The sequence below is a fragment of the Leptolyngbya sp. CALU 1928 genome (assembly GCF_056784215.1).
In genome coordinates, this window is record NZ_JBXBCE010000018.1 from 453,083 (window position 1) to 471,934 (window position 18,852).

Annotated in this window: 19 protein-coding genes; 9 read left to right on the forward strand and 10 right to left on the reverse strand. The window is 49.3% G+C overall.

Annotated features, from left to right (window positions below; genetic code table 11):
• Positions 1–12 precede the first annotated feature (12 nt).
• Positions 13–1,314 carry a dihydroorotase gene (locus tag AC1S5B_RS24840; protein WP_482038341.1) on the forward strand — a complete coding sequence of 434 codons (1,302 nt, stop codon included), beginning with the start codon at positions 13–15 and terminating at the stop codon, positions 1,312–1,314.
• A 200-nt stretch (positions 1,315–1,514) separates the two neighbouring features.
• The gene (locus AC1S5B_RS24845; RefSeq protein ID WP_482038342.1) at positions 1,515–2,162 is read left to right on the forward strand and encodes a response regulator transcription factor; all 648 of its coding nucleotides are present in this window, start codon (positions 1,515–1,517) and stop codon (positions 2,160–2,162) included.
• Positions 2,163–2,198: 36 nt separating this feature from the next.
• On the opposite strand, the gene AC1S5B_RS24850 is transcribed toward AC1S5B_RS24845, so the two are convergent.
• Both AC1S5B_RS24850 and AC1S5B_RS24855 read right to left on the reverse strand, forming a co-directional pair.
• Positions 2,199–3,008: a DUF6816 family protein gene (locus tag AC1S5B_RS24850; protein WP_482038343.1), complete on the reverse strand. Its 810-nt coding sequence runs from the start codon at positions 3,006–3,008 to the stop codon at positions 2,199–2,201.
• Positions 3,009–3,110: 102 nt separating this feature from the next.
• Positions 3,111–4,193, reverse strand: coding sequence for a diguanylate cyclase domain-containing protein (locus AC1S5B_RS24855; RefSeq protein ID WP_482038344.1), 1,083 nt, complete (start codon positions 4,191–4,193; stop codon positions 3,111–3,113).
• A gap of 113 nt (positions 4,194–4,306) precedes the next feature.
• Between AC1S5B_RS24855 and AC1S5B_RS24860 the strand changes: the two genes are divergently transcribed.
• The 3 genes from AC1S5B_RS24860 (at position 4,307) to bchM (ending at position 6,515) form a co-directional block, all read left to right on the forward strand.
• Positions 4,307–4,450: a hypothetical protein gene (locus AC1S5B_RS24860; protein WP_482038345.1), complete on the forward strand. Its 144-nt coding sequence runs from the start codon at positions 4,307–4,309 to the stop codon at positions 4,448–4,450.
• A 146-nt stretch (positions 4,451–4,596) separates the two neighbouring features.
• A complete protein-coding gene (nagA, locus tag AC1S5B_RS24865) occupies positions 4,597–5,730 on the forward strand; it encodes an N-acetylglucosamine-6-phosphate deacetylase (RefSeq protein ID WP_482038346.1) in 1,134 nt (377 codons plus the stop codon).
• A 104-nt stretch (positions 5,731–5,834) separates the two neighbouring features.
• On the forward strand, positions 5,835–6,515 hold the full coding sequence (gene bchM, locus AC1S5B_RS24870; RefSeq protein WP_482038347.1) for a magnesium protoporphyrin IX methyltransferase: 681 nt from the start codon (positions 5,835–5,837) through the stop codon (positions 6,513–6,515).
• An 85-nt stretch (positions 6,516–6,600) separates the two neighbouring features.
• Here bchM and AC1S5B_RS24875 read toward each other — a convergent pair whose 3' ends face one another.
• From AC1S5B_RS24875 to AC1S5B_RS24895, 5 genes are all read right to left on the reverse strand, one after another.
• The gene (locus AC1S5B_RS24875) at positions 6,601–7,911 is read right to left on the reverse strand and encodes an NAD(P)H-dependent oxidoreductase (protein ID WP_482038348.1); all 1,311 of its coding nucleotides are present in this window, start codon (positions 7,909–7,911) and stop codon (positions 6,601–6,603) included.
• Positions 7,908–8,459 carry a dTDP-4-dehydrorhamnose 3,5-epimerase gene (rfbC, locus tag AC1S5B_RS24880; protein WP_482038349.1) on the reverse strand — a complete coding sequence of 184 codons (552 nt, stop codon included), beginning with the start codon at positions 8,457–8,459 and terminating at the stop codon, positions 7,908–7,910. Before rfbC ends, AC1S5B_RS24875 begins: the two co-directional genes overlap by 4 nt.
• A 12-nt stretch (positions 8,460–8,471) precedes the next feature.
• Positions 8,472–9,596 (reverse strand): CDP-glucose 4,6-dehydratase, encoded by a 1,125-nt coding sequence (gene rfbG, locus AC1S5B_RS24885; RefSeq protein WP_482038350.1) that lies wholly within the window; start codon positions 9,594–9,596, stop codon positions 8,472–8,474.
• A gap of 72 nt (positions 9,597–9,668) precedes the next feature.
• A complete protein-coding gene (rfbF, locus tag AC1S5B_RS24890) occupies positions 9,669–10,442 on the reverse strand; it encodes a glucose-1-phosphate cytidylyltransferase (RefSeq protein WP_482038351.1) in 774 nt (257 codons plus the stop codon).
• 276 nt (positions 10,443–10,718) lie between these two features.
• The gene (locus AC1S5B_RS24895; protein WP_482038352.1) at positions 10,719–11,006 is read right to left on the reverse strand and encodes a hypothetical protein; all 288 of its coding nucleotides are present in this window, start codon (positions 11,004–11,006) and stop codon (positions 10,719–10,721) included.
• A gap of 469 nt (positions 11,007–11,475) precedes the next feature.
• On the opposite strand from AC1S5B_RS24895, the gene AC1S5B_RS24900 reads away from it, so the two are divergent.
• Entirely contained in the window at positions 11,476–13,152 is a 1,677-nt protein-coding gene (locus AC1S5B_RS24900; protein ID WP_482038353.1) for a NupC/NupG family nucleoside CNT transporter, read from the forward strand.
• A 66-nt stretch (positions 13,153–13,218) separates the two neighbouring features.
• Here AC1S5B_RS24900 and cobS read toward each other — a convergent pair whose 3' ends face one another.
• Both cobS and AC1S5B_RS24910 read right to left on the reverse strand, forming a co-directional pair.
• On the reverse strand, positions 13,219–13,995 hold the full coding sequence (cobS, locus tag AC1S5B_RS24905; RefSeq protein ID WP_482038354.1) for an adenosylcobinamide-GDP ribazoletransferase: 777 nt from the start codon (positions 13,993–13,995) through the stop codon (positions 13,219–13,221).
• A gap of 75 nt (positions 13,996–14,070) precedes the next feature.
• The gene (locus AC1S5B_RS24910; protein WP_482038355.1) at positions 14,071–15,429 is read right to left on the reverse strand and encodes a homoserine dehydrogenase; all 1,359 of its coding nucleotides are present in this window, start codon (positions 15,427–15,429) and stop codon (positions 14,071–14,073) included.
• Between the two features lie 372 nt (positions 15,430–15,801).
• Here AC1S5B_RS24910 and AC1S5B_RS24915 point away from each other — a divergent pair, with 372 nt between their 5' ends.
• Positions 15,802–16,359: a L,D-transpeptidase gene (locus AC1S5B_RS24915; protein ID WP_482038356.1), complete on the forward strand. Its 558-nt coding sequence runs from the start codon at positions 15,802–15,804 to the stop codon at positions 16,357–16,359.
• Here the strand turns inward: AC1S5B_RS24915 and AC1S5B_RS24920 are convergent.
• Entirely contained in the window at positions 16,352–17,461 is a 1,110-nt protein-coding gene (locus tag AC1S5B_RS24920) for a peptidylprolyl isomerase (protein WP_482038357.1), read from the reverse strand. The two genes, AC1S5B_RS24915 and AC1S5B_RS24920, sit on opposite strands and share 8 nt — an antisense overlap.
• Positions 17,462–17,690: 229 nt before the next feature.
• On the opposite strand from AC1S5B_RS24920, the gene efp reads away from it, so the two are divergent.
• Together efp and accB are read left to right on the forward strand one after the other, a co-directional pair.
• The gene (gene efp, locus AC1S5B_RS24925) at positions 17,691–18,248 is read left to right on the forward strand and encodes an elongation factor P (protein WP_482038358.1); all 558 of its coding nucleotides are present in this window, start codon (positions 17,691–17,693) and stop codon (positions 18,246–18,248) included.
• Positions 18,249–18,310: 62 nt separating this feature from the next.
• Positions 18,311–18,826: an acetyl-CoA carboxylase biotin carboxyl carrier protein gene (gene accB, locus AC1S5B_RS24930; protein WP_482038359.1), complete on the forward strand. Its 516-nt coding sequence runs from the start codon at positions 18,311–18,313 to the stop codon at positions 18,824–18,826.
• Positions 18,827–18,852: the final 26 nt, after the last annotated feature.

The window sequence follows — 18,852 nt, forward strand, 5'->3', positions numbered from 1 at the left end:
GTTGAGGTATGAATGAGTGAACTTCTAAAACAAGTTCGAGTGATTGATCCAAGTTCCCAAACCGATCGGATTGCTGACGTTTTAATTATTGATGGCGTGGTGATGGCGGTAGAGGATGCGATCGCCGATTATCCATCCAACGCTGCCATTTACGAGAGTTCTGGCTTAATCTTGGCACCTGGACTGGTTGACCTCTACAGCCACTCTGGAGAACCCGGTTTTGAAGAGCGAGAAACCTTAAACTCTTTGATGCAGGCAGCAACAGCAGGGGGGTTCACTCGCGTTGCCATTTTGCCCGATACCGCTCCGGCTCTCGACAATCTTGCCAGCATTGCATGGCTGCATGACCAGTCTAAAGCGTTGAATTTTAGCCCTTCTGTGCCATTACTACAGCCTTGGGCGGCGCTGACTCTAGAGGTGAAGGGGCAACAAATTACTGAATTGGCAGAACTAGCAACGGCAAATATTGCGGGTTTTACCGATGGAAAACCGCTGCAATCAATGATGGTGCGACGCTTATTGGAATATCTACATCCATTCGGCAAGCCCATCATGCTGTGGGCATGGGATCAAGAGTTAGCAGGCAATGGGGTTATGCGCGAAGGAGTGGATTCTATCCAAATTGGGTTACCTGGAATCCCAGCGATCGCCGAAACTGCCGCTCTTTCTGCCCTACTGGAGTGCATCGAAGCTATTGGCACTCCGGTGCATTTGATGCGAATTTCGACCGCTCGGGGCGTGGAGGTAATTCGTAAGGCAAAAGAGCGGGGCTTACCGATCACTGCCAGCACGTCCTGGATGCATTTACTGCTGAATACTCAAATGATTGCCAGCTATGATTCCAACTTGCGACTTGCTCCGCCCTTGGGCACTCCAGCCGATCAGGCGGCACTGATCGACGCGGTGCAGCAGGGTGTGATTGACGCGATCGCCATTGATCACACTCCCTACACCTATGAAGAAAAAACAGTCCCTTTTGCCGAAGCTCCTCCGGGTGCGATCGGGCTAGAACTAGCGCTGCCGTTACTCTGGCATCGGTTTGTTGAGTCCGGTTTGTGGACGGCGATCGAGCTTTGGTCAGCCTTAAGCACTCGTCCCGCAATTTGTCTACAGCAAAAACCTCCTGCGATCACGATCAATCCTTTAGGCACCCAAGCGACCGATCAACCCGCAGAAATGATCCTGTTTAATCCCCAGCAGGCTTGGAGAGTAAACGCTCACTCCCTACAATCATCTGCCTCCAATACTCCCTGGTTAAATCAAGATATTCAAGGTCAAGTGATTAAAATGTGGCAGTGTAGCATTGAAAAATAGAACGTTTACGTATTACTGATATATAAGATTTATATAAAGTGCAGCGGTTATCATAGGTCTACCTAGAATAGTGTTAGGTATTCCTAAGTCGCTCGGCAGGGAGCAGCCCTTTTTCAAGGAAGGGATCTGGCAACAAAAGGGTTGTTAGAAATTCTACAGATTACCAGCGAGTTCATTCAGGAATAGGTGAGTTGCACGGCATGAAAGAAACCAGCGTAGGAAATCACAGACGACTGCTGTTAATTGATGATGACCCTAACCTAATTTTGTTAGTTAAAGACTACCTAGAGTTTCGGGGCTACGAAGTCATTACCGCAGAGAATGGTCGTGAAGCCCTAGAAGTTTTAGAGCAAGATACGCCAGACATGATTATTTGCGACGTGATGATGCCCGAAATGGATGGCTACTCCCTAGTGCGCCATGTTCGCGACGATCCTCGCACTAGCTGGATTCCAGTCCTTTTTCTTTCAGCAAAAGGGCAAAGCCAAGATCGGGTAAAAGGGCTGAATACGGGTGCCGACGTGTATATGGTCAAACCGTTTGAGCCAGAAGAATTGGTTGCGCAAGTTGAATCTTCGCTGAAACAGGCAACGCGGATGTCTGAACGTCCGGGGAAAGGGAATGAATCAGCCCCTAAAATTCAGGTGCCTTTTGATGTGGAACTTACCCCCACAGAGCTAAAGGTGGTTCAGTTTGTGGCGCGAGGGATGGCAAATCGCGAAATTGCGGATCAACTCAAAGTCAGCCAACGAACGATTGAAAGCCATGTTAGCAATATGCTAGGCAAAACTGGATTGCATAACCGCACAGAGTTAGCTCGTTGGGCGATCGAAAACAACATGGCATAGTTAAATGTCACGCCAAGCCTGGGTGCAGGAATGCCGTTATTTCGTAAATTTCAGCGTGTAGCGATAGAGTGCAACTGGGCGATCGCCTGCCACAAAAGCCTTCGGATGGGGCGGATTGAGATAAACCGCTGTAAATTGGTCAGCAGTCACACTCCCATCGGGCTGATGGGTATAGGCTGTAGTTGTTTCAACCTGATTTTTGTAGGGTGTTTCAGGCGCTTGAAAAAACTGCTGAAATAGCTCTGAAGCAATGAAATGATCTGGATCGGGTTGTTCAACAGTGCGCCCTGTAGCGAAAGAAAACAACTTGCGATTATCTCGAAATTTGGTAGTCATGCGATTGGGGTCGCGTGAATCTACCCAAACGCGAACGACACGATCGCCCAAGTAGGTTTTGGCAAGACTCAGCCCATTAAACGCGCGATCGGACACAACCGCTACTTTTGTCAGAGATTTTGTCGGTAGAGATAAGAATGGAATAACCGCTTTATTTCGTTCCAAAATATTGGTAGGCAAAAACCGCACTGGACACGTCACAGGCATATTCAAAAAATCTCGATTGCCATCGAAGCCAGGAGTGATGACTTCTGGCGCTAACGGTGCAACCATGGCTTTCAATGTGCTGGTCATTGTCCAAGTGCCCACCATCCAATCTGGGTAAATTAAGTCGCCTTCAACCGGTTGTACAATAGGTTTATTGTTCCATTCAGGAAAAGCGGCAATGCGATCGGTTAAGGGGCTTGCAAGCACTGCGGATGTTGAACAGAGGCAGCCAATTAGCAGGAGTGGAAGCAAATAGTAAGCAAAGGTGAATAGAGTTTGAAACCGTGAGAAAGAAAACTTCATGAGGCACATTAAAAAGGCGAATAGTCTAAAAGGCGAATCCAAGAGCGAACGATTTTCATTGCGATCGCGCGATCGCAACTCTACCTTCACCTTGATTATTCCTCATTCGTCCCATGGTTCCCTTGCGTGTTCTAAAACAATGGATTTGTTCCGAAACGGAAGGCTACCCTTAAAAATACTTTCTTCCAAAACAATGCGATCGCGTCCTTCCGCTTTTGCCCGATAGAGTGCCCGGTCTGCGGCGGTAACGAGATGAATTGACGAGACATCTAACAGGGGCGTAATGACCGCAACGCCAAGGCTCATGGTGACAAATCGGCTGACGAATGACTCTTGGTGGGCAATTTTTAAGTCGGCGATCGCGCGTTGAATATTGCTAGCCACTTTCAAGGCACCTTGCGTCGGTGTGTTTGGCAGAATCACCGCAAACTCTTCTCCGCCATAGCGTGCGACTAAATCACCGGGGCGTTTGGTTGCCAACCCAATGGCGCTAGCAATTTGACATAAACATTCATCGCCTGCTTGATGACCATAGGTGTCGTTAAACCGCTTGAAACAATCTACATCACACAATACCAAGGCAAGGGGTTGTTGCTCTCGCGATAATCTGCGCCATTCATAGGCTAAACAATTGTCAAACCCACGACGATTTGCAACTTGAGTTAATCCATCCAAGTGGGCAAGCCGCTGGAGTTCTTGATTTGCAAGTTGTAGGGCAGTTTCCGCCGCACGGCGATCGCGCACCTCTGCACGGAGTCGTTGATTTTGCTGTTCAAGCTGCTGTTGGAGCCGTCGCAAAGACAAATGCAACTCAATCCGGGCAACCATTTCCATGCTGTGAAACGGTTTCGTAATGTAATCCACTCCGCCTAATTTGAATGCTTTGATCTTGTCTGGCAGTTCATCTAGGGCACTCACAAAAATAATTGGAATGTCTCTGGTCGCAACATTAGCTTTGAGTTGTTCGCAGACCTGGTAGCCATCCATCTGAGGCATACAAATATCTAATAACACCAGATCAGGTAAGGTAGATTCTGCTAGTTCTAGCGCGATCGCTCCATTTGAGGCTGATTGAGTCTTAAACCCACGATGGGTTAGCAAAGTGCGAAGTAGGTCTACGTTATCTGGCACATCATCCACAATTAAAATAGTGCCCTGGTTATGCTGTGTCTGCGGCTCGTTCATCAACCATTCTTTACCCGAAAATTGGCAATTAGTGAAAAAGAAATCTATCTATAGATATAAATGTAAACCGATTCAAAATCTTTATCGCTCCTAACCTTAATTTATGGTTCGGTGTGACATATCGTTTAACGCAAGGAGGAATTGTGCTGAAGGCGATCGCCTGGTTTACAAAAGATTTTGGGAAAATATTTGCTACTGCTCTTTACGTGGGCAACACTGAATCTCCTATCTTGAATTTTCGAGTATTCCAGTTCTAATCCCCAACTTCAGAGTTCCCACTAGAGCTACCATTGGTATACAAATCGCTACAATCACAGCTAAATTACGTTGAATGGCGGAACTTTGCTCAGAAATGTCGTAACTTTCTCACGCCCCTTGCCATTCCTCATTGCTTGCTTGCTCCATGGCTAATCCTTTCATTCTTACAAACGCTCGTATTCCCGGCTACGTTGGCTTACAACAACTGACGATTCAGGATGACGCTATTATTTCTGTGCAACCGCAGTCATGTATCTGTCCTTCCGATGCCTTTATCGATCTGCTCGGTGACTGGATTTCCCTCGGTGGAATTGATCTGCAAATTAATGGAGCCTTGGGGCTGGCGTTTCCTGACCTGAGTTCTTGCACGGCTCACAAGCTAGCAGCCATTAATCAATTTCTTTGGCAGCAGGGCGTTGATGGTTACTTGCCAACCCTGGTGACAACCTCGGTGGATAATATCCAGCGATCGCTCTCCATCCTTGCTGCATCTAATTTCCACATCTTAGGTGCTCATTTAGAAGGTCCGTTTCTGAATCCGGCTAAACGGGGCGCTCACCCAGCAGAGTATCTGCTGCCGCTGACGTTGGAGGCTGTGAAACGAGTGCTAGGGGATTATGCCAGCGTCGTTAAGGTGATGACGTTGGCTCCTGAACTAGATGAAACAGGCAAGGTGATCCCTTATTTGCGATCGCTGGGCATCACCGTAAGCCTGGGGCATTCTCTGGCAACGGCGGCTCAGGCACAACACGCCTTCAATCAAGGTGCAACCCTGGTGACTCATGCCTTTAACGCGATGCCGCCCTTACACCATCGAGAGCCGGGTTTGCTAGGAGCCGCGATCGCCCATCCTCAAGTGCAGTGTGGCTTAATTGCTGACGGACAACATGTTTCACCCATCATGATAGACATTTTGCTGCGATCGTCTCAGTACGAGCAGGGAGTCTTTCTAGTCAGCGATGCCCTATCTCCCCTCGGCTTGCCCGACGGTATTTATCCCTGGGACACGCGCCAAATTGAAGTGATTCATGGCACCGCTCGATTATTGGATGGCACCCTGTCGGGCACCACCTTACCGCTACTGGTCGGTGTACAAAACCTGGTGAAATGGGATATTTGTGATGTTGAGCAGGCGATTGCCCTTGCAACAATTGCACCCCGACGGGCGATCGGTCTATCCATCGATTACATTGGGCAACCCGCTCACCTATTGCGCTGGCATCAATCCAAATCGGGAGAACTGCAATGGGAAAGGTTGGAAAGTTTTGAGTCCTGTTAGCATCAGCGGCACTTTGCGCTTTTGAATTTTCGGTTCTTACTCGAAACTGGGCTGTAACTCCTGTACGATCAACTGATTGCCATCTCACGACATCAACAAATACCATGACCGCAGTTGACGACAAAAAAATTGTTCGCGAATACTTCAACGCCACCGGATTCGATCGCTGGCGCAGAATTTATGGCGACGGCGCAGTGAACAAAGTTCAGCTAGACATCCGCACCGGACATCAGCAAACTGTGGATACCGTCTTGGCATGGCTAAAAGCAGACGATAACCTAAAAGACTTAACCATTTGCGATGCCGGCTGCGGAGTGGGTAGCCTGAGTCTTCCTTTGGCAGAAGCCGGAGCAAAAATCTTTGCCAGCGATATTTCCGAGAAAATGGTGGGAGAGGCAAAAGAGCGAGCGGCGGCACTATCGCTCGAAAATCTCACCTTTGCCGTGCAGGACTTAGAAGGATTAACCGGACGCTACCACACGGTCGTTTGCTTAGATGTATTGATTCACTATCCTCAAGCCAAAGCCGCAGAAATGATTCAACATCTGAGTTCATTAGCAGAGTCGCGCTTAATTCTCAGTTTTGCACCCAAAACTATTTTTTATACTGTCCTGAAAAAGATTGGAGATTTCTTTCCAGGACCCAGCAAAGCTACTCGCGCTTACTTGCATAGTGAAGCTCAAGTCGTGAAAATTTTGGAAAGTCAAGGCTGGAAGATTGAGCGTAACGCGATGACCAAAACCAGTTTCTACTTTTCTCGTTTACTAGAAGCCGTTCGGACATAATCAAGTCCTCTTAACCAGATTTGTTCTTCCTGACTCTGAGCGCTTGACCTTAACGGTGATAACCCATGGTTAACAAAGCTAGGATTTAGACAATTACCAGTTCACGAGCCTGCGAAAAGTGGGCGTTTTGTTCAGCCCGCAGGCGATCGCACAAGCGATTTTCTGGCAGTTCCACATCGTCGTAGGTGAGAACCTGATCTTTAGCGACGGCGCGTTTCAGGCGGCATCCTTCTGCCAATCCAATCGGAAACAAATTTTGCGCTTGGGTAATTTGAGCCGTCTCACATTGCCCATAGGTCATGTAGCCGCCAATGCAGTCGATTGTTTCACCTACTTTCAGATCAGTTTTTGCCGTCGCTACTACTTCCACTCTGGGCGCACCTAATGGAGCCAGCACGGCATCTTTAAATAAAACCACCCGCGCCACGGACAGCGGCACTTCAAAATGGCAGAGATGGTAGGGCGTGTAGAAGCTATACAAGGGACCTTCACCTAACTTGTAGTAGTTGAGGTAATGGCAGTGTTTGGGGTCATCTTGGGTGGCAAAGACAAACACACCGGGACCCGGTTTTGCGCCGACCACATAATCCACAATGCCGCCCAAAGCTTTCAGTTGATCGACATCGTACAGGTGGGTCATCTGATCCACATGATCTGTGAAGTCGTAGCCCAACATGCCCCGCTTGGCGATGGTCATGCCTGTGGCGTTGGCAACGATCGCCTGCTCAAAGGAGATTTTGGTGCCATCGGCAAAACTGGTGACCATGTGGGGGTTTTGTCCCCATTTTTTGGCAAATCCTTCTTGGGTTGTGGGGTTGCGATAGGCATCTTGCAAGCCTTTAATGTTGCCGCAGAGCAAGGGAGTCATGCCAATGCTTTTGACATAGCGATAGAGATTCATTTCCACACCGGGCTGATCGCCATCGCAACCAGAGAGAATCACGCCTGCTTTGTCAGCATAGGTTTTCAAAATCGCGCCAATGGTGCCATCTAGTTCAGCGTTCATCAACACAATATGTTTGCCGTGGGCGATCGCCTCCAACACGACTTTTGCCGCGAAGTCGATCGTTCCTGTCACCTCAATCAGGGCATCAATTCCCTCAGCCTGACAGAGCAGCATGGCATCTTCGGTGATGGCGGCGGTTCCTTGGGCGATCGCGTCTTCCAACTCTGCCACCGTCTTCACTTCTCGGACATCCTCAACGCCCGCCTCATCGTAAGAGCGTTTGGCATTGCTCAAATGCCGACTCGCCACCGCCACCAACTCCATCCCAGGCACCGAGTTGATAATTTGATTGGCAATCCCCCAACCCATAAACCCTGACCCGACCATACCCACTCGAACTGGGTTTCCGGCTTCAGCCCGTGCTTTGAGGGCAGTATCAACAATAATCATGATGGAACTCCAATCGCAATAGGTTCGTAGGATGCCCAGGAAGCATCTTTTTCTGAGATCGTCGTAATTGGCAAACGCCACTCAATCTCAAAGGCGGGATCGTTGTATCGGGCACCCCGTTCACAGTTGGGCGTATAAAATTCGCTGACGGCATACATGACTTCCGTATCATCCGTTAGGGTTTGATAGCCGTGGGCAAATAATTCCGGTACGTACAGCGATCGCCCATTTTCGGGAGTTAGTTCCACGCCCACATGCTGAAGATAGCTGGGCGAATCGGGACGCAGATCGACGATGACATCATAAATTGCACCCCGAATGCAGCGAATGAGTTTCGTTTCCGTGGCGGGTGCAATCTGGTAGTGCATCCCCCGCAGGGTGCCTTTGTGATGATTAAACGAGAGGTTGCACTGGGCAATAATGGGTTTCAAGCCATGCTGCTCAAACTCGTTGCCGCAGAACATCCGGGCGAAGTAACCGCGATCGTCCGATTTGCGATCGAGATCAACGATGAATGCCCCTTTTAATCCGGTTTCAGTGAAGATCATAAGCGCTCCAAATCAGGCATGATTGGGGTGAACGAAAGAGACTGGAGACATAGCGGGAATAGCTGCCTCAGTTGACTGCAACGCCTGATAGCGAAGAATTTGCGCTTCCACGACTTTTGCCATGTCTTGATGTTGACGATACGCCTGATAGAATTCCACGATCCATTCTAGAGTGGTGTCTAAAGATAGGCGAGGATGCCAGCCTAACCGCGCTTTTGCCTTCGAGCAATCGAGCTTCAGATAGTTTGCTTCATGGGGATGATCGCCTGCATCCAGTTTCCAGGTTGCGCCCTCACCCCACCGCTGGGTCAAATAGTCCACAATCCAGGAGACGGGTTTAACATCTTCATCATTGGGTCCAAAGTTCCAGCCTTCCGCATAGGCGGCTCCGTCTTGCCATAAGCGCTCTGCCAAAAGCATATAGCCGCCCAGAGGTTCCAAAACGTGCTGCCAGGGGCGTGTAGCATGAGGGTTGCGAATTAGCACGGGCTGCTCTGCTTGGATGGCCCGCATGATGTCAGGAATCAGGCGATCGCTTGCCCAATCGCCACCCCCAATCACATTGCCTGCCCGCACACTGGCGATCGCCGCAGGCTGAGCCAGATCCGATTGCGGGGCAAAAAACGATGAGCGATAGGCTTCTGTCACTAATTCTGCACAGCCCTTACTGCTGGAATAGGGATCTCGCCCTCCCATGGGTTCATTCTCCCGATAGCCCCAAACCCATTCTCGATTCTCGTAGCACTTATCAGTAGTAATCACCACGACAACGCGCACACTTGAACTATGACGAACTGATTCTAAAAGGTTCACCGTCCCCATGACGTTGGTGGCATAGGTTTCTACCGGATTTTCGTAAGAGTATCGCACCAAGGGCTGGGCTGCCATGTGAAACACAATATCTGGCTGATGTTCCGTCATGACTGCCTGCAAGGCTGCCAGATCCCGAACATCGCCAACGATGCTGGTGAGTCCCTGCTTAATGGTAGCAACCTCAAACAGATTGGGTTGAGTCGGGGCGGGGAGCGAGTAGCCAATTACACTGGCACCCAAGCGTTGCAGCCACAGAGAAAGCCAACTCCCTTTAAATCCGGTGTGTCCGGTAATGAGAACCTTTTTGTTAGACCAAAATTCCATTGAGATCCTTGTGAGGTGACAGGTTTTAGGTTTCAGGGGACAGTCGTATGAACGAAAGGGGATAAACCTCACTTACCAAACTTTCCAGGGGGCTGTGCCGTTTTGCCAGTGGCGTTCTAGATCGTTCCTGTCTTTTAAGGTGTCCATGGGTTGCCAGAAACCATGGTGTCGAAAAGCGGAGACTTGCCCTAAATGAGCCAGTTTTTGCAGAGGTTCTTGCTCCCAGGTGGTGAGGTCATCGGCGATGTAATCAATCACGCTAGGCTCTAAAACAAAATATCCGCCGTTGATGTAAGCACCATCGCCATCGGGTTTTTCGTGAAAGGTGTTGATTTTGGTTTGTTCGTGACCTAGGGCGATCGCGCCAAATCGTCCCGGAGGCTGCACGGCGGTGAGGGTGGCGAGGGTTCCTTGCTGTTTGTGAAATTCAATCAGCTTGGTAATGTTGACATCGCTTACTCCGTCTCCATAGGTAAAGCAAAATGTTTCATTGCCAATGTGTTCCCGCACTCGCTTCAACCGTCCGCCAGTCAAAGTATCTTCCCCGGTATCTACCAAAGTGACGCGCCAAGGCTCTGCTTTGCCGGCATGGATATTCATCTGGTTAAAGCGCATGTCAAAAGTGACATCAGACATGCGAAGAAAGTAGTTGGCAAAATACTCTTTAATCATGTAGCCCTTGTAGCCGCAGCAAATGACGAAATCATTCACGCCATGAGAAGAATAAATCTTCAGAATATGCCAGAGGATCGGCTGCCCACCCACTTCTACCATGGGCTTTGGTTTGACCGAAGTTTCTTCACTGAGCCGGGTACCTAGTCCGCCTGCAAGAATGACTGCTTTCATAAGTCTTCCAGTTTTAGCTATGTTGTAATGGCTTCCACCCAATTTCCGTCAATTCTAATGCCTATACGAGTGGGTATGTGTGAAATGACAATGTTCAAGCAAGCTGGTTTGTAAAGGAATAAAAAAGTCAGAATACTTCTCAGCTTTCCCTAGATCTACCATGCACTAACGCTTGAAAAAATAATTGGATTTGACTGCCCGTAAAACTATCAGCACTGAACGATTGGCGATCGCGCTGGGCACTGGTAAAAAAAATGTTTTTGTTAGATGCCAATTTTATTCTTCAAAAGGGTTGAAAAGGCGAGGGGGAGGGAGTTCTCGTTCTTGGCTTGCCAGTTCAGAAGGAGGGCGATCGCTGCTCCAGCCCCACCAAACCGTTTCACAATGGCACTGATAAAATTCTTGCCACTTGCGGTGGTGGTCTTCCGTAAAAACGGGCGATCGGCGATTGATCCAAACCTGATTTGCTGATTTGCTGCTGGCATGACAATTAGGACACTGAAATGTTGCGGCATGAACCGCCAATTGGGTCCACTCAGGCGGGATTAGCTCAAACGCTTCCATAAAAATAGCCAGAAGTCTACAGGTTGACTCGCCTATTATCAACCTTTTAGAAAAAAGGATGGTAAGAAAACAGGGGGCGGTATGGCAAAGGCGATCGCACTTCAATAAGATGATTAAGTTTGAAGCTATGACTTTTTTTGTAACATTCGGTTGAATGTAGTCCTTTCACCTGTGCCAAGGTAGAAATTGTTGAGTATTGTCTTAAGGATATTTGCCTCTATCTTTAGGTTGATTTCTTGGTCAATGAAGGCATTTACAGGTAAATAAAAGACCAACGGGTTGGGGCAGATGTTCAGATATGTAGTCACTTTATAGAATTGCTGCGTTATGACAGGCGATATTTATTGGGGCGCAAGTCTCTAGCTAAGTGCATAAGCAGTACACATACTGGTTTCATCCACGATCGCGCCTTGTAAACTGCCAAACCGCTATCGATTGTTCACCGTTTCCCTCATCGAGTGCCGAGCCTATGTCTATTCTGAATTTGATCTCGTTTCTTGGCATTTTTGGGCTGTGCTTTGTCGCCTGGTTGTTTTCAGAAAACCGCCGTCTGCGCTACTTTCCCTGGCGGGTGATGATTATGGGAATTCTATTGCAGCTTGCCTTAGGGTCAGCGGTTTTTTTGTTTCCGCCTACAAGAGATGCGCTCAAAGCGTTTAGCGACTTGCTCAACGTGGTGTTTGATGCGGCGGATGCGGGGGCGCGGTTTGTGTTTGGGCAAAATATTGTGCCTAAGCCAGATAAGCCACCTGATGTAAATTTGGGCTATATCTTTGCCTTTCGAGCGCTGCCCACGGTAATTTTCTTCTCTGGCTTGATGGCGCTGCTCTATAACATTGGTGTGATTCAGGTGCTGACCAATGTGTTCGCCAAAATTTTCTACTCAACCATGCGATTAAGTGGAGCAGAAGCGTTGAGTGGTGCCGCCAATATTTTTGTGGGGATTGAAGCGGCGATCGTGGTTAAGCCGTTTCTCGCCAAAATGACTCGCAGCGAACTGTGTGCGATTCTATCTTGCTGTTTTGGCACGGCTGCTTCTTCCACGTTGGCAATTTACGTGAGTTTTCTCAAACCCGTTTTTCCGAATATTTTGGGGCATTTAGTGTCTGCGTCGATCATGGCGATTCCTGCCTGCTTTGTCTTGTCCAAAATTCTGGTGCCGGAAACAGAGGTGCCGCTGACCTTGGGTGGCATCCCCAAAGAGCCGAAAGCCTCCAAACTGCGATCTCCAACTAGCAAACGGCAGTTACTAGAGGATGCCCATCGAACTCCGGTGGCAGAAGTGCCTGTCACTGCTGAGGATGAGGAAATTGCTCGGCTCCTACGAGGCGAACAGCCTTTAAGCCGCACAGCCAGCGAATCAGACAACGTTGAAGAACCCATTTCTCAGGAAACCGTCGGTGGAGAACCAATTGAGCGCATTAGTCCCTTGGATGCGGCAATTATTGGGGCATTGGATGGGGTAAAAATGGCAGTCTCGATCGCCGCTGTCCTGATCTTAATTTTGGGCTTAGTCTATTTGTTCAACCAAATCTTTTTTTGGCTGGCGACGTTACCCAGTCCGATCGGGGATGTGTTTAAAGTCGTGACCTTAGCGAACATTCTCGGTTTTCTATTCCTTCCATTCACCTTTCTCACTGGAGTTTCCCTCGACTGGAATGAACTCTGGCTGTCTTCCGTGATTATTGGACGACGCTTACTCGAAACGGCGATTCCACCCTATCAAGCATTAGCCGCTGCCGCCGCCGATGGTTCCCTGAGCGATCGCGCCGTGTTGGTTGTCAGCTATGCTTTATCTGGTTTTGCCCACCTCGCTTCTGTAGGGATTTTTGTCGGCGGCACGATTGCCCTGATTCCTTCTCGCCGCAAAGATATTTCTGAATTAGGCTGGAAAGCTCTTTTTGTCGGCACCCTGGCAACCCTGATGATCGCCGCCGTCTCTGGGGTTTACTACGTTCCTGGAAATGCCAGCATTTTGGGCGAGAAGTCAGCCCCCATGCCTGTGGTTAGTCCAACCACTCCACCCACTGCTGCGCCTACTATTCCAACCTCTGCACCTGCCATTGCGCCTAAAGGATCTGCTGCACCTGTTCCCCCATCCACCCCCCAGCAATCTCAAGCGGCACCACAACCCTCTCCCAAATAAAACGCGATCGCGTAGGGTGAGTTGAGCTTTATGAAACGCACCCGAATCCATTGCAAGTTGTATGTTTTAGCCCATTGTTGTTAGCACACACAACAATAGTGTTTCAGTCCATTCCACCACGGCTCCGTAGGTGTCGCCTGTATGACCACCCAGCTTGTGGTTAAACCAGGCTCCCGTTAGAACCGCGATCGCACTACCCGCCAGCGACATACCAATTGCCTCACCCCACTGCGGAGAATTTAGCCCGCCCCAAAGTCCGCAGCCGCCCAACAGCAACAGCAAACTAGGCAAAGCTTGCCAACTAGATTGAATGGCGACTTTGTGCAAAGCGCCTTTCCCTTCAAGCCTGAGGTAAGGATATCGAGCGATCGCCACCAGTTGTCCCCAGCGCCCCCAGCCTGCTGCCGCCATCAAGTAAATCCAGCGATCGGTTTCTAGGCTAGCTAAAGCAGTCGTTTTCAACAGCACAATTGCCACAGCGACCATTGCCCCAAAAGCACCGGTTCGGCTGTCTGCCATCACCTCTAATCGTCGAGTGGGATCAAGAACGGCTAACCCATCAGCAGCATCCATTGCCCCGTCTAAATGCAGCCCGCCCGTAATGCCAATCCAAGCGACTACAATCAGCGCACTGCGAACCAAAATTGGCATTCCCAACCCTTGCAACCCAGAATCGGATAATCCTAATAACCCTCCAATCAGCAAGCCAATCACAGGTGCCCACGCTGCAATTCCATGAAATTGCAAACGCCAATGAATCGGCAAAGGAATACAGGTATAAAATGCGATCGCACCCAAAAAAACTGGCAGCCGCGATCGTCCAACTCTCTCTTGAAATGGCATGACCAATTGCTTGTTTAAGTCTCAGGGATATCGGGTGCAGCGGTGTCCATTACTAAAAAGCAAAAACTGGGTCGCTTACAACACTCTCAAGACGCTGGCAACGCGGTTGACCGATGCCATGGCGCGAATTTCGGCTAACGCTTGGTTGAAGTTGCCTTCGCGCACATTGTGAGTGACGACCACAATTTCGGCAGATTCGCCGTGAACATCGGTTTGCACGACTGATTCTAGGCTGACGTTATGATCGCCAAAGCAGGTGCCTAGCTTGCCAATTACGCCAGGAGTATCGTTAGTAGAAAATCGGGCATAGAAACGAGTGATCAACTCATCCATGGGGGCGATCGCGCAATAGTGTTGATGCGAACAAGCTAACAGCGGATCAAGCAATGCCTTGCCATCTTGCGAGGTTTGACTGCCAAGCCCCACTTTTAAAATTGCAGCAATATTCAAAATATCCGACACAACCGCGCTGGCAGTAGGACCGGCTCCCGCACCAGGACCAAAAAACATCACCTGCCCAACGGGATCGCCTTCAATCAAAATTGCGTTGTTGACATGATTAACGCTGGCAAGCGGATGATCTTTGGGAACCATCGTTGGATGCACACGCACTTGTAGTTGTTCGGGATCATCTAGGGATGCTTGAGGGTTGCGTTTCGCCACTGCCAATAGCTTAATCACAAACCCCAGTTTGTCGGCATAGGCAATGTCTGCCCCGCTCACTTGGCGAATGCCTTCACAATGCACTTCTGGCAGTTTGATCCGTCCGCCAAACGCCAGAGATGCCAAAATCGCAATTTTGTCGGCAGCATCGAGTCCGTCTACATCGGCGGTAGGGTCGGCTTCGGCATACCCTAACTGTTGAGCATCGACCAGAATATCAGCAAAGTCGCTGCCTTCAGTTTGCATCCGCGTCAGGATATAGTTGGTGGTGCCGTTGACAATGCCCATCACTGTATCAATCCGGTTAGCGCAGAGAGATTGCTTGAGTGGCTCAATGACAGGAATGCCGCCGCCCACCGCCGCCTCTAGCAATACATAAACCCCCGCTTTTGTGGCGGCAGTAAAAATTTCATCACCAAAACGGGCGATCGCGGCTTTGTTTGCCGTCACCACATGCTTTCCATGGGCGATCGCGGTCAACATCAGCGATCGCGCAGGCTCTAACCCACCAATCACTTCCACCACAATATCCACCGCTGGATCAGTGACGATACTTTCCAGGTCAGTCGTAAATCGATCGGCTGGTAAATCCACATTACGGGGCTTATCGAGCGATCGCACCCCTACTCGATACAGTTCTAACTCTTGCACCAATGGATGACGCTGCACCGGGTCTAGCAGAATTTGTGCCGTTCCAGTCCCCACAGTTCCTAACCCCAACAAACCAATTTTGAATCCCACGGTCGGCTTATCCTGAATCGCTTCTCCCACCAATTTTAGGCGAGAAAGGAAGGACAAATGTCGGATGACGAAGGATGAAGTCTCTACTTAGATAAGCACGGCATAAAACTCACCGTCTTGTTCGATAAATAGTAGTAGTTTATCGGCAAGATAACCCACTGTTTCTACGGAAAGTTGCAGAGACGGACTGTAGCCAACCTCAACGGCATCGACCCTAAATGTAGTCGGTCGCTATTAAGCTTTTTCTCGATAACAGGGTTCTTCTAGGTTTTGCTGGTTCATGGGTTTTTCACCCATAGACCCATCCCAAGACCTTCTGTTTTTGGCTTGCTTGGAGTATGTCAAGAGCAAAAATTGTGCTGCGGATTTTTATTCACGGTTGGAGTTTACAAGGGGATGAAAATGAAGAGACTAATTGGGGCGATCGCAATCGGTTTCATTGGAATACTACCGTTAGCATCTTTAGCCTATGCAGACACTCCAAACACGAAAATAAGCTGGGTGCATCCTAAAGAAGCCGCGTTGCGGGTCACCCTAAGTTCTAAATTTACGGAGACTGGAGAGCGCATTCTCAATGTGGATTTGGTGCGCGGCGGCGAAGTGCTAGAACGACTTCAAGCGGTGTCTGGCAAGCCTCGAAAGCAGGCTTTTCGGGTGGGCAGTGAATCGAAAGCGGGTTCGCGGGAACCATTACCTCAAGGAATTTATGCGATCGGGCAAGTTGATCGGGGTGCAGGATTGCCGTTTGCTATGGGGAAAACATTTATTCCAGTGACCCCGAAATTTACCACAGCCCGCAGCGGCATTGGCATTCATCGTGATGCCGATCGCATGATTCCGGGTGGATCGGGAACCATTGGCTGCCTCGGTCTGCTCAACCAAGCCGGGATTGAAACCGTCGCAGACTTTGTTGCTACTCACAACGTCAAAACGCTGATTGTAGATTATGGACTCAAGTAGGCTCCTGAAACTTGTCTAAGCCTTCAATCACCCTGGCAGACTCGATCTTATCGCCTGCCTTAAGCTCATCCAGCACCTCTTTCCCTTCCACCACAAAGCCAAAAATGGCGTAGCGCCCATCTAGCAAATTTGCTCCAGCAGGGGTTAGCTCCGAATCAAACAGAAAGAAGAAAAACTGGGATGAACCGCCGTTCGGGTCGGTGTCCGGGCGCGCCAACGCCATTGCGCCATAGGCAGAGAACGGCAAAACAGGCTGTTCGCGGAATCGGCCGGCATCTTCTAATGTGATGCCGTAGACTGGCACCGGATCAGCCTTGACTTTGACTTCCAAGGGAATCGCCCGGTATTGCTTAGTTTTGGGATCGACAAAACCCACTTCCGATCCGGCGGGATCGCCCACTTGCAGCACGTAGGATTCTTCTGCACGGGTAAAGGGCAGTCCGTCATAAAACCCCCGCTGCACCAGATCAATGAAGTTACCTGCCGTAACTGGGGCGCTGTAGCCATCGATTACGGAAATAATTTTGCCTTTGTTGGTGGTGAATTCTACCTTCGCTCGTCCTTTTAGCTGGGGTAAATTGCTGTAGGCTTCAGGCACTTCATAGGGAAACTGCTGCACCATGAGTTCTTCAATTTTCCCAACAAAATCTAGAACTTTGGCTCGTTCAGCCATCACCCGCACTCGATCTTTTGCTTCATTTGCGGCTTGCAAATCAGGCAAAGCGGTTTTGATCTGATCGAGCAAGGCGATCGCGCTAGGCTGTTTGTCGCTAGGAATACTTGCCAAAATTGCCGCCTGTTTATCGCTAGCAATGCGCGTAGCGCGGCTAATATCGCCGGTAATCGCGCCCCACCGACTCTGTGAGCGTAGTTTTCCAGTAATATCTTCCAGGCTTTCTTGCAAATCTCGAATGGCAGGGTTGTCGATGGGCAAAGCATCCCGCAACAGGGCACTGCCGTCGGTAATGGCGTTCCCTGCGGGGAGGCGACTAATTTGAATTGGCTTCGCGGCGCTTAGCCCGATCGCAAAGGTGACTAGCAAGAATAGGTTTAGCCCCATTTTTAACCAGTGTTTTAGGAGATTTATTCCAGGGTATTGCATGTCTACTGCTCGCTAAATTGGCACAACGGTTGAGCGCTTAGACTAGCTGTCTCACCCTATTATCTTGCCATAGGGCGACGCTGAAAATGCTGATGGATGTTTGGCTATCGTTCTGGCGATCGCGGGGATAAATTGGTTTTGCTCAGGTTCGTTTAGCTGGATTGATTGATTACGCTCATCTGAGCGGTAAAATGAATTGCCAATCATTATTTGCTAAAGCGCTAGACCAATGATTTCCAGTAATGATTTTCGACCCGGCGTGAGTATTGAACTGGACGGTAATGTCTGGCGAGTAGTGGAGTTTCTCCATGTGAAGCCAGGAAAAGGAGCCGCTTTTGTTCGTACAAAGCTGAAGAATGTGCAAACGGGTAGTGTGGTTGAAAAAACGTTTCGGGCAGGCGAAACGCTTCCTCAAGCTAATTTGGAGAAAGCAACGATGCAATATACCTATAAAGATGGCGATAGCTTTGTCTTTATGGATATGGAAAGCTATGAAGAAACTCAGTTAAGTGTTGCCCAAATTGGCGATCGCGTTAAATATCTCAAAGAAGGCATGGAAGTCAACGTGGTTCGCTGGGGTGAGAAAATTATGGAAGTGGAACTGCCCAATTCTGTAGTGTTAGAAATTACTCAAACTGATCCAGGTTTCAAGGGGGATACCGCTACGGGTGGCAGCAAACCTGCCATTGTCGAAACAGGTGCCCAAATCATGGTGCCTCTGTTTATTACCACGGGCGAACGGATCAAAATTGACACTCGCACAGATAGTTATTTGGGGCGTGAATAAGGTGAATTGCAATTTCTAGTTTTGATCATTTCTAGCCCCTATCTAAGAGGTTTGCACGCACTGTGTCGCTGAATTTGAATGAACTTCGTGAACTGTTAGCCGCGATTAACCAGACGGATATTGCAGAGTTAACGCTAAAAAGCTCCGATTTCGAGTTGATTATCCGCCGAGGGTTGCGCGGAGATGAACAGCTTTTGACCGGGGCGACCCCGATGGACACCCCTAATCTTGTGTTCTCATCTTCGCCATCGGCAATGGCAGGCGGAGATGTTAAATCTTCAGATGTTGCGCCATCACCACCCTCACCGAGCGGCTCTTTGCCACCCACCAGCGATCGCCGCCATCTCGAAATTTTGTCTCCCATGGTTGGAACGTTCTATCGCGCCCCTGCACCGGACGAACTGCCGTTTGTGGAACCGGGCGATCGCATTCGGTCGGGGCAAACCGTGTGCATTATTGAAGCGATGAAGCTGATGAATGAAATTGAGGCAGAAGTATCGGGGGAGATTATTGAAATATTGGTTCAGGATGGAGAGCCAGTGGAATATAATCAGCCATTAATGCGGGTGAATCCGTAATAACTCAATGACTTTGGGATAAATGA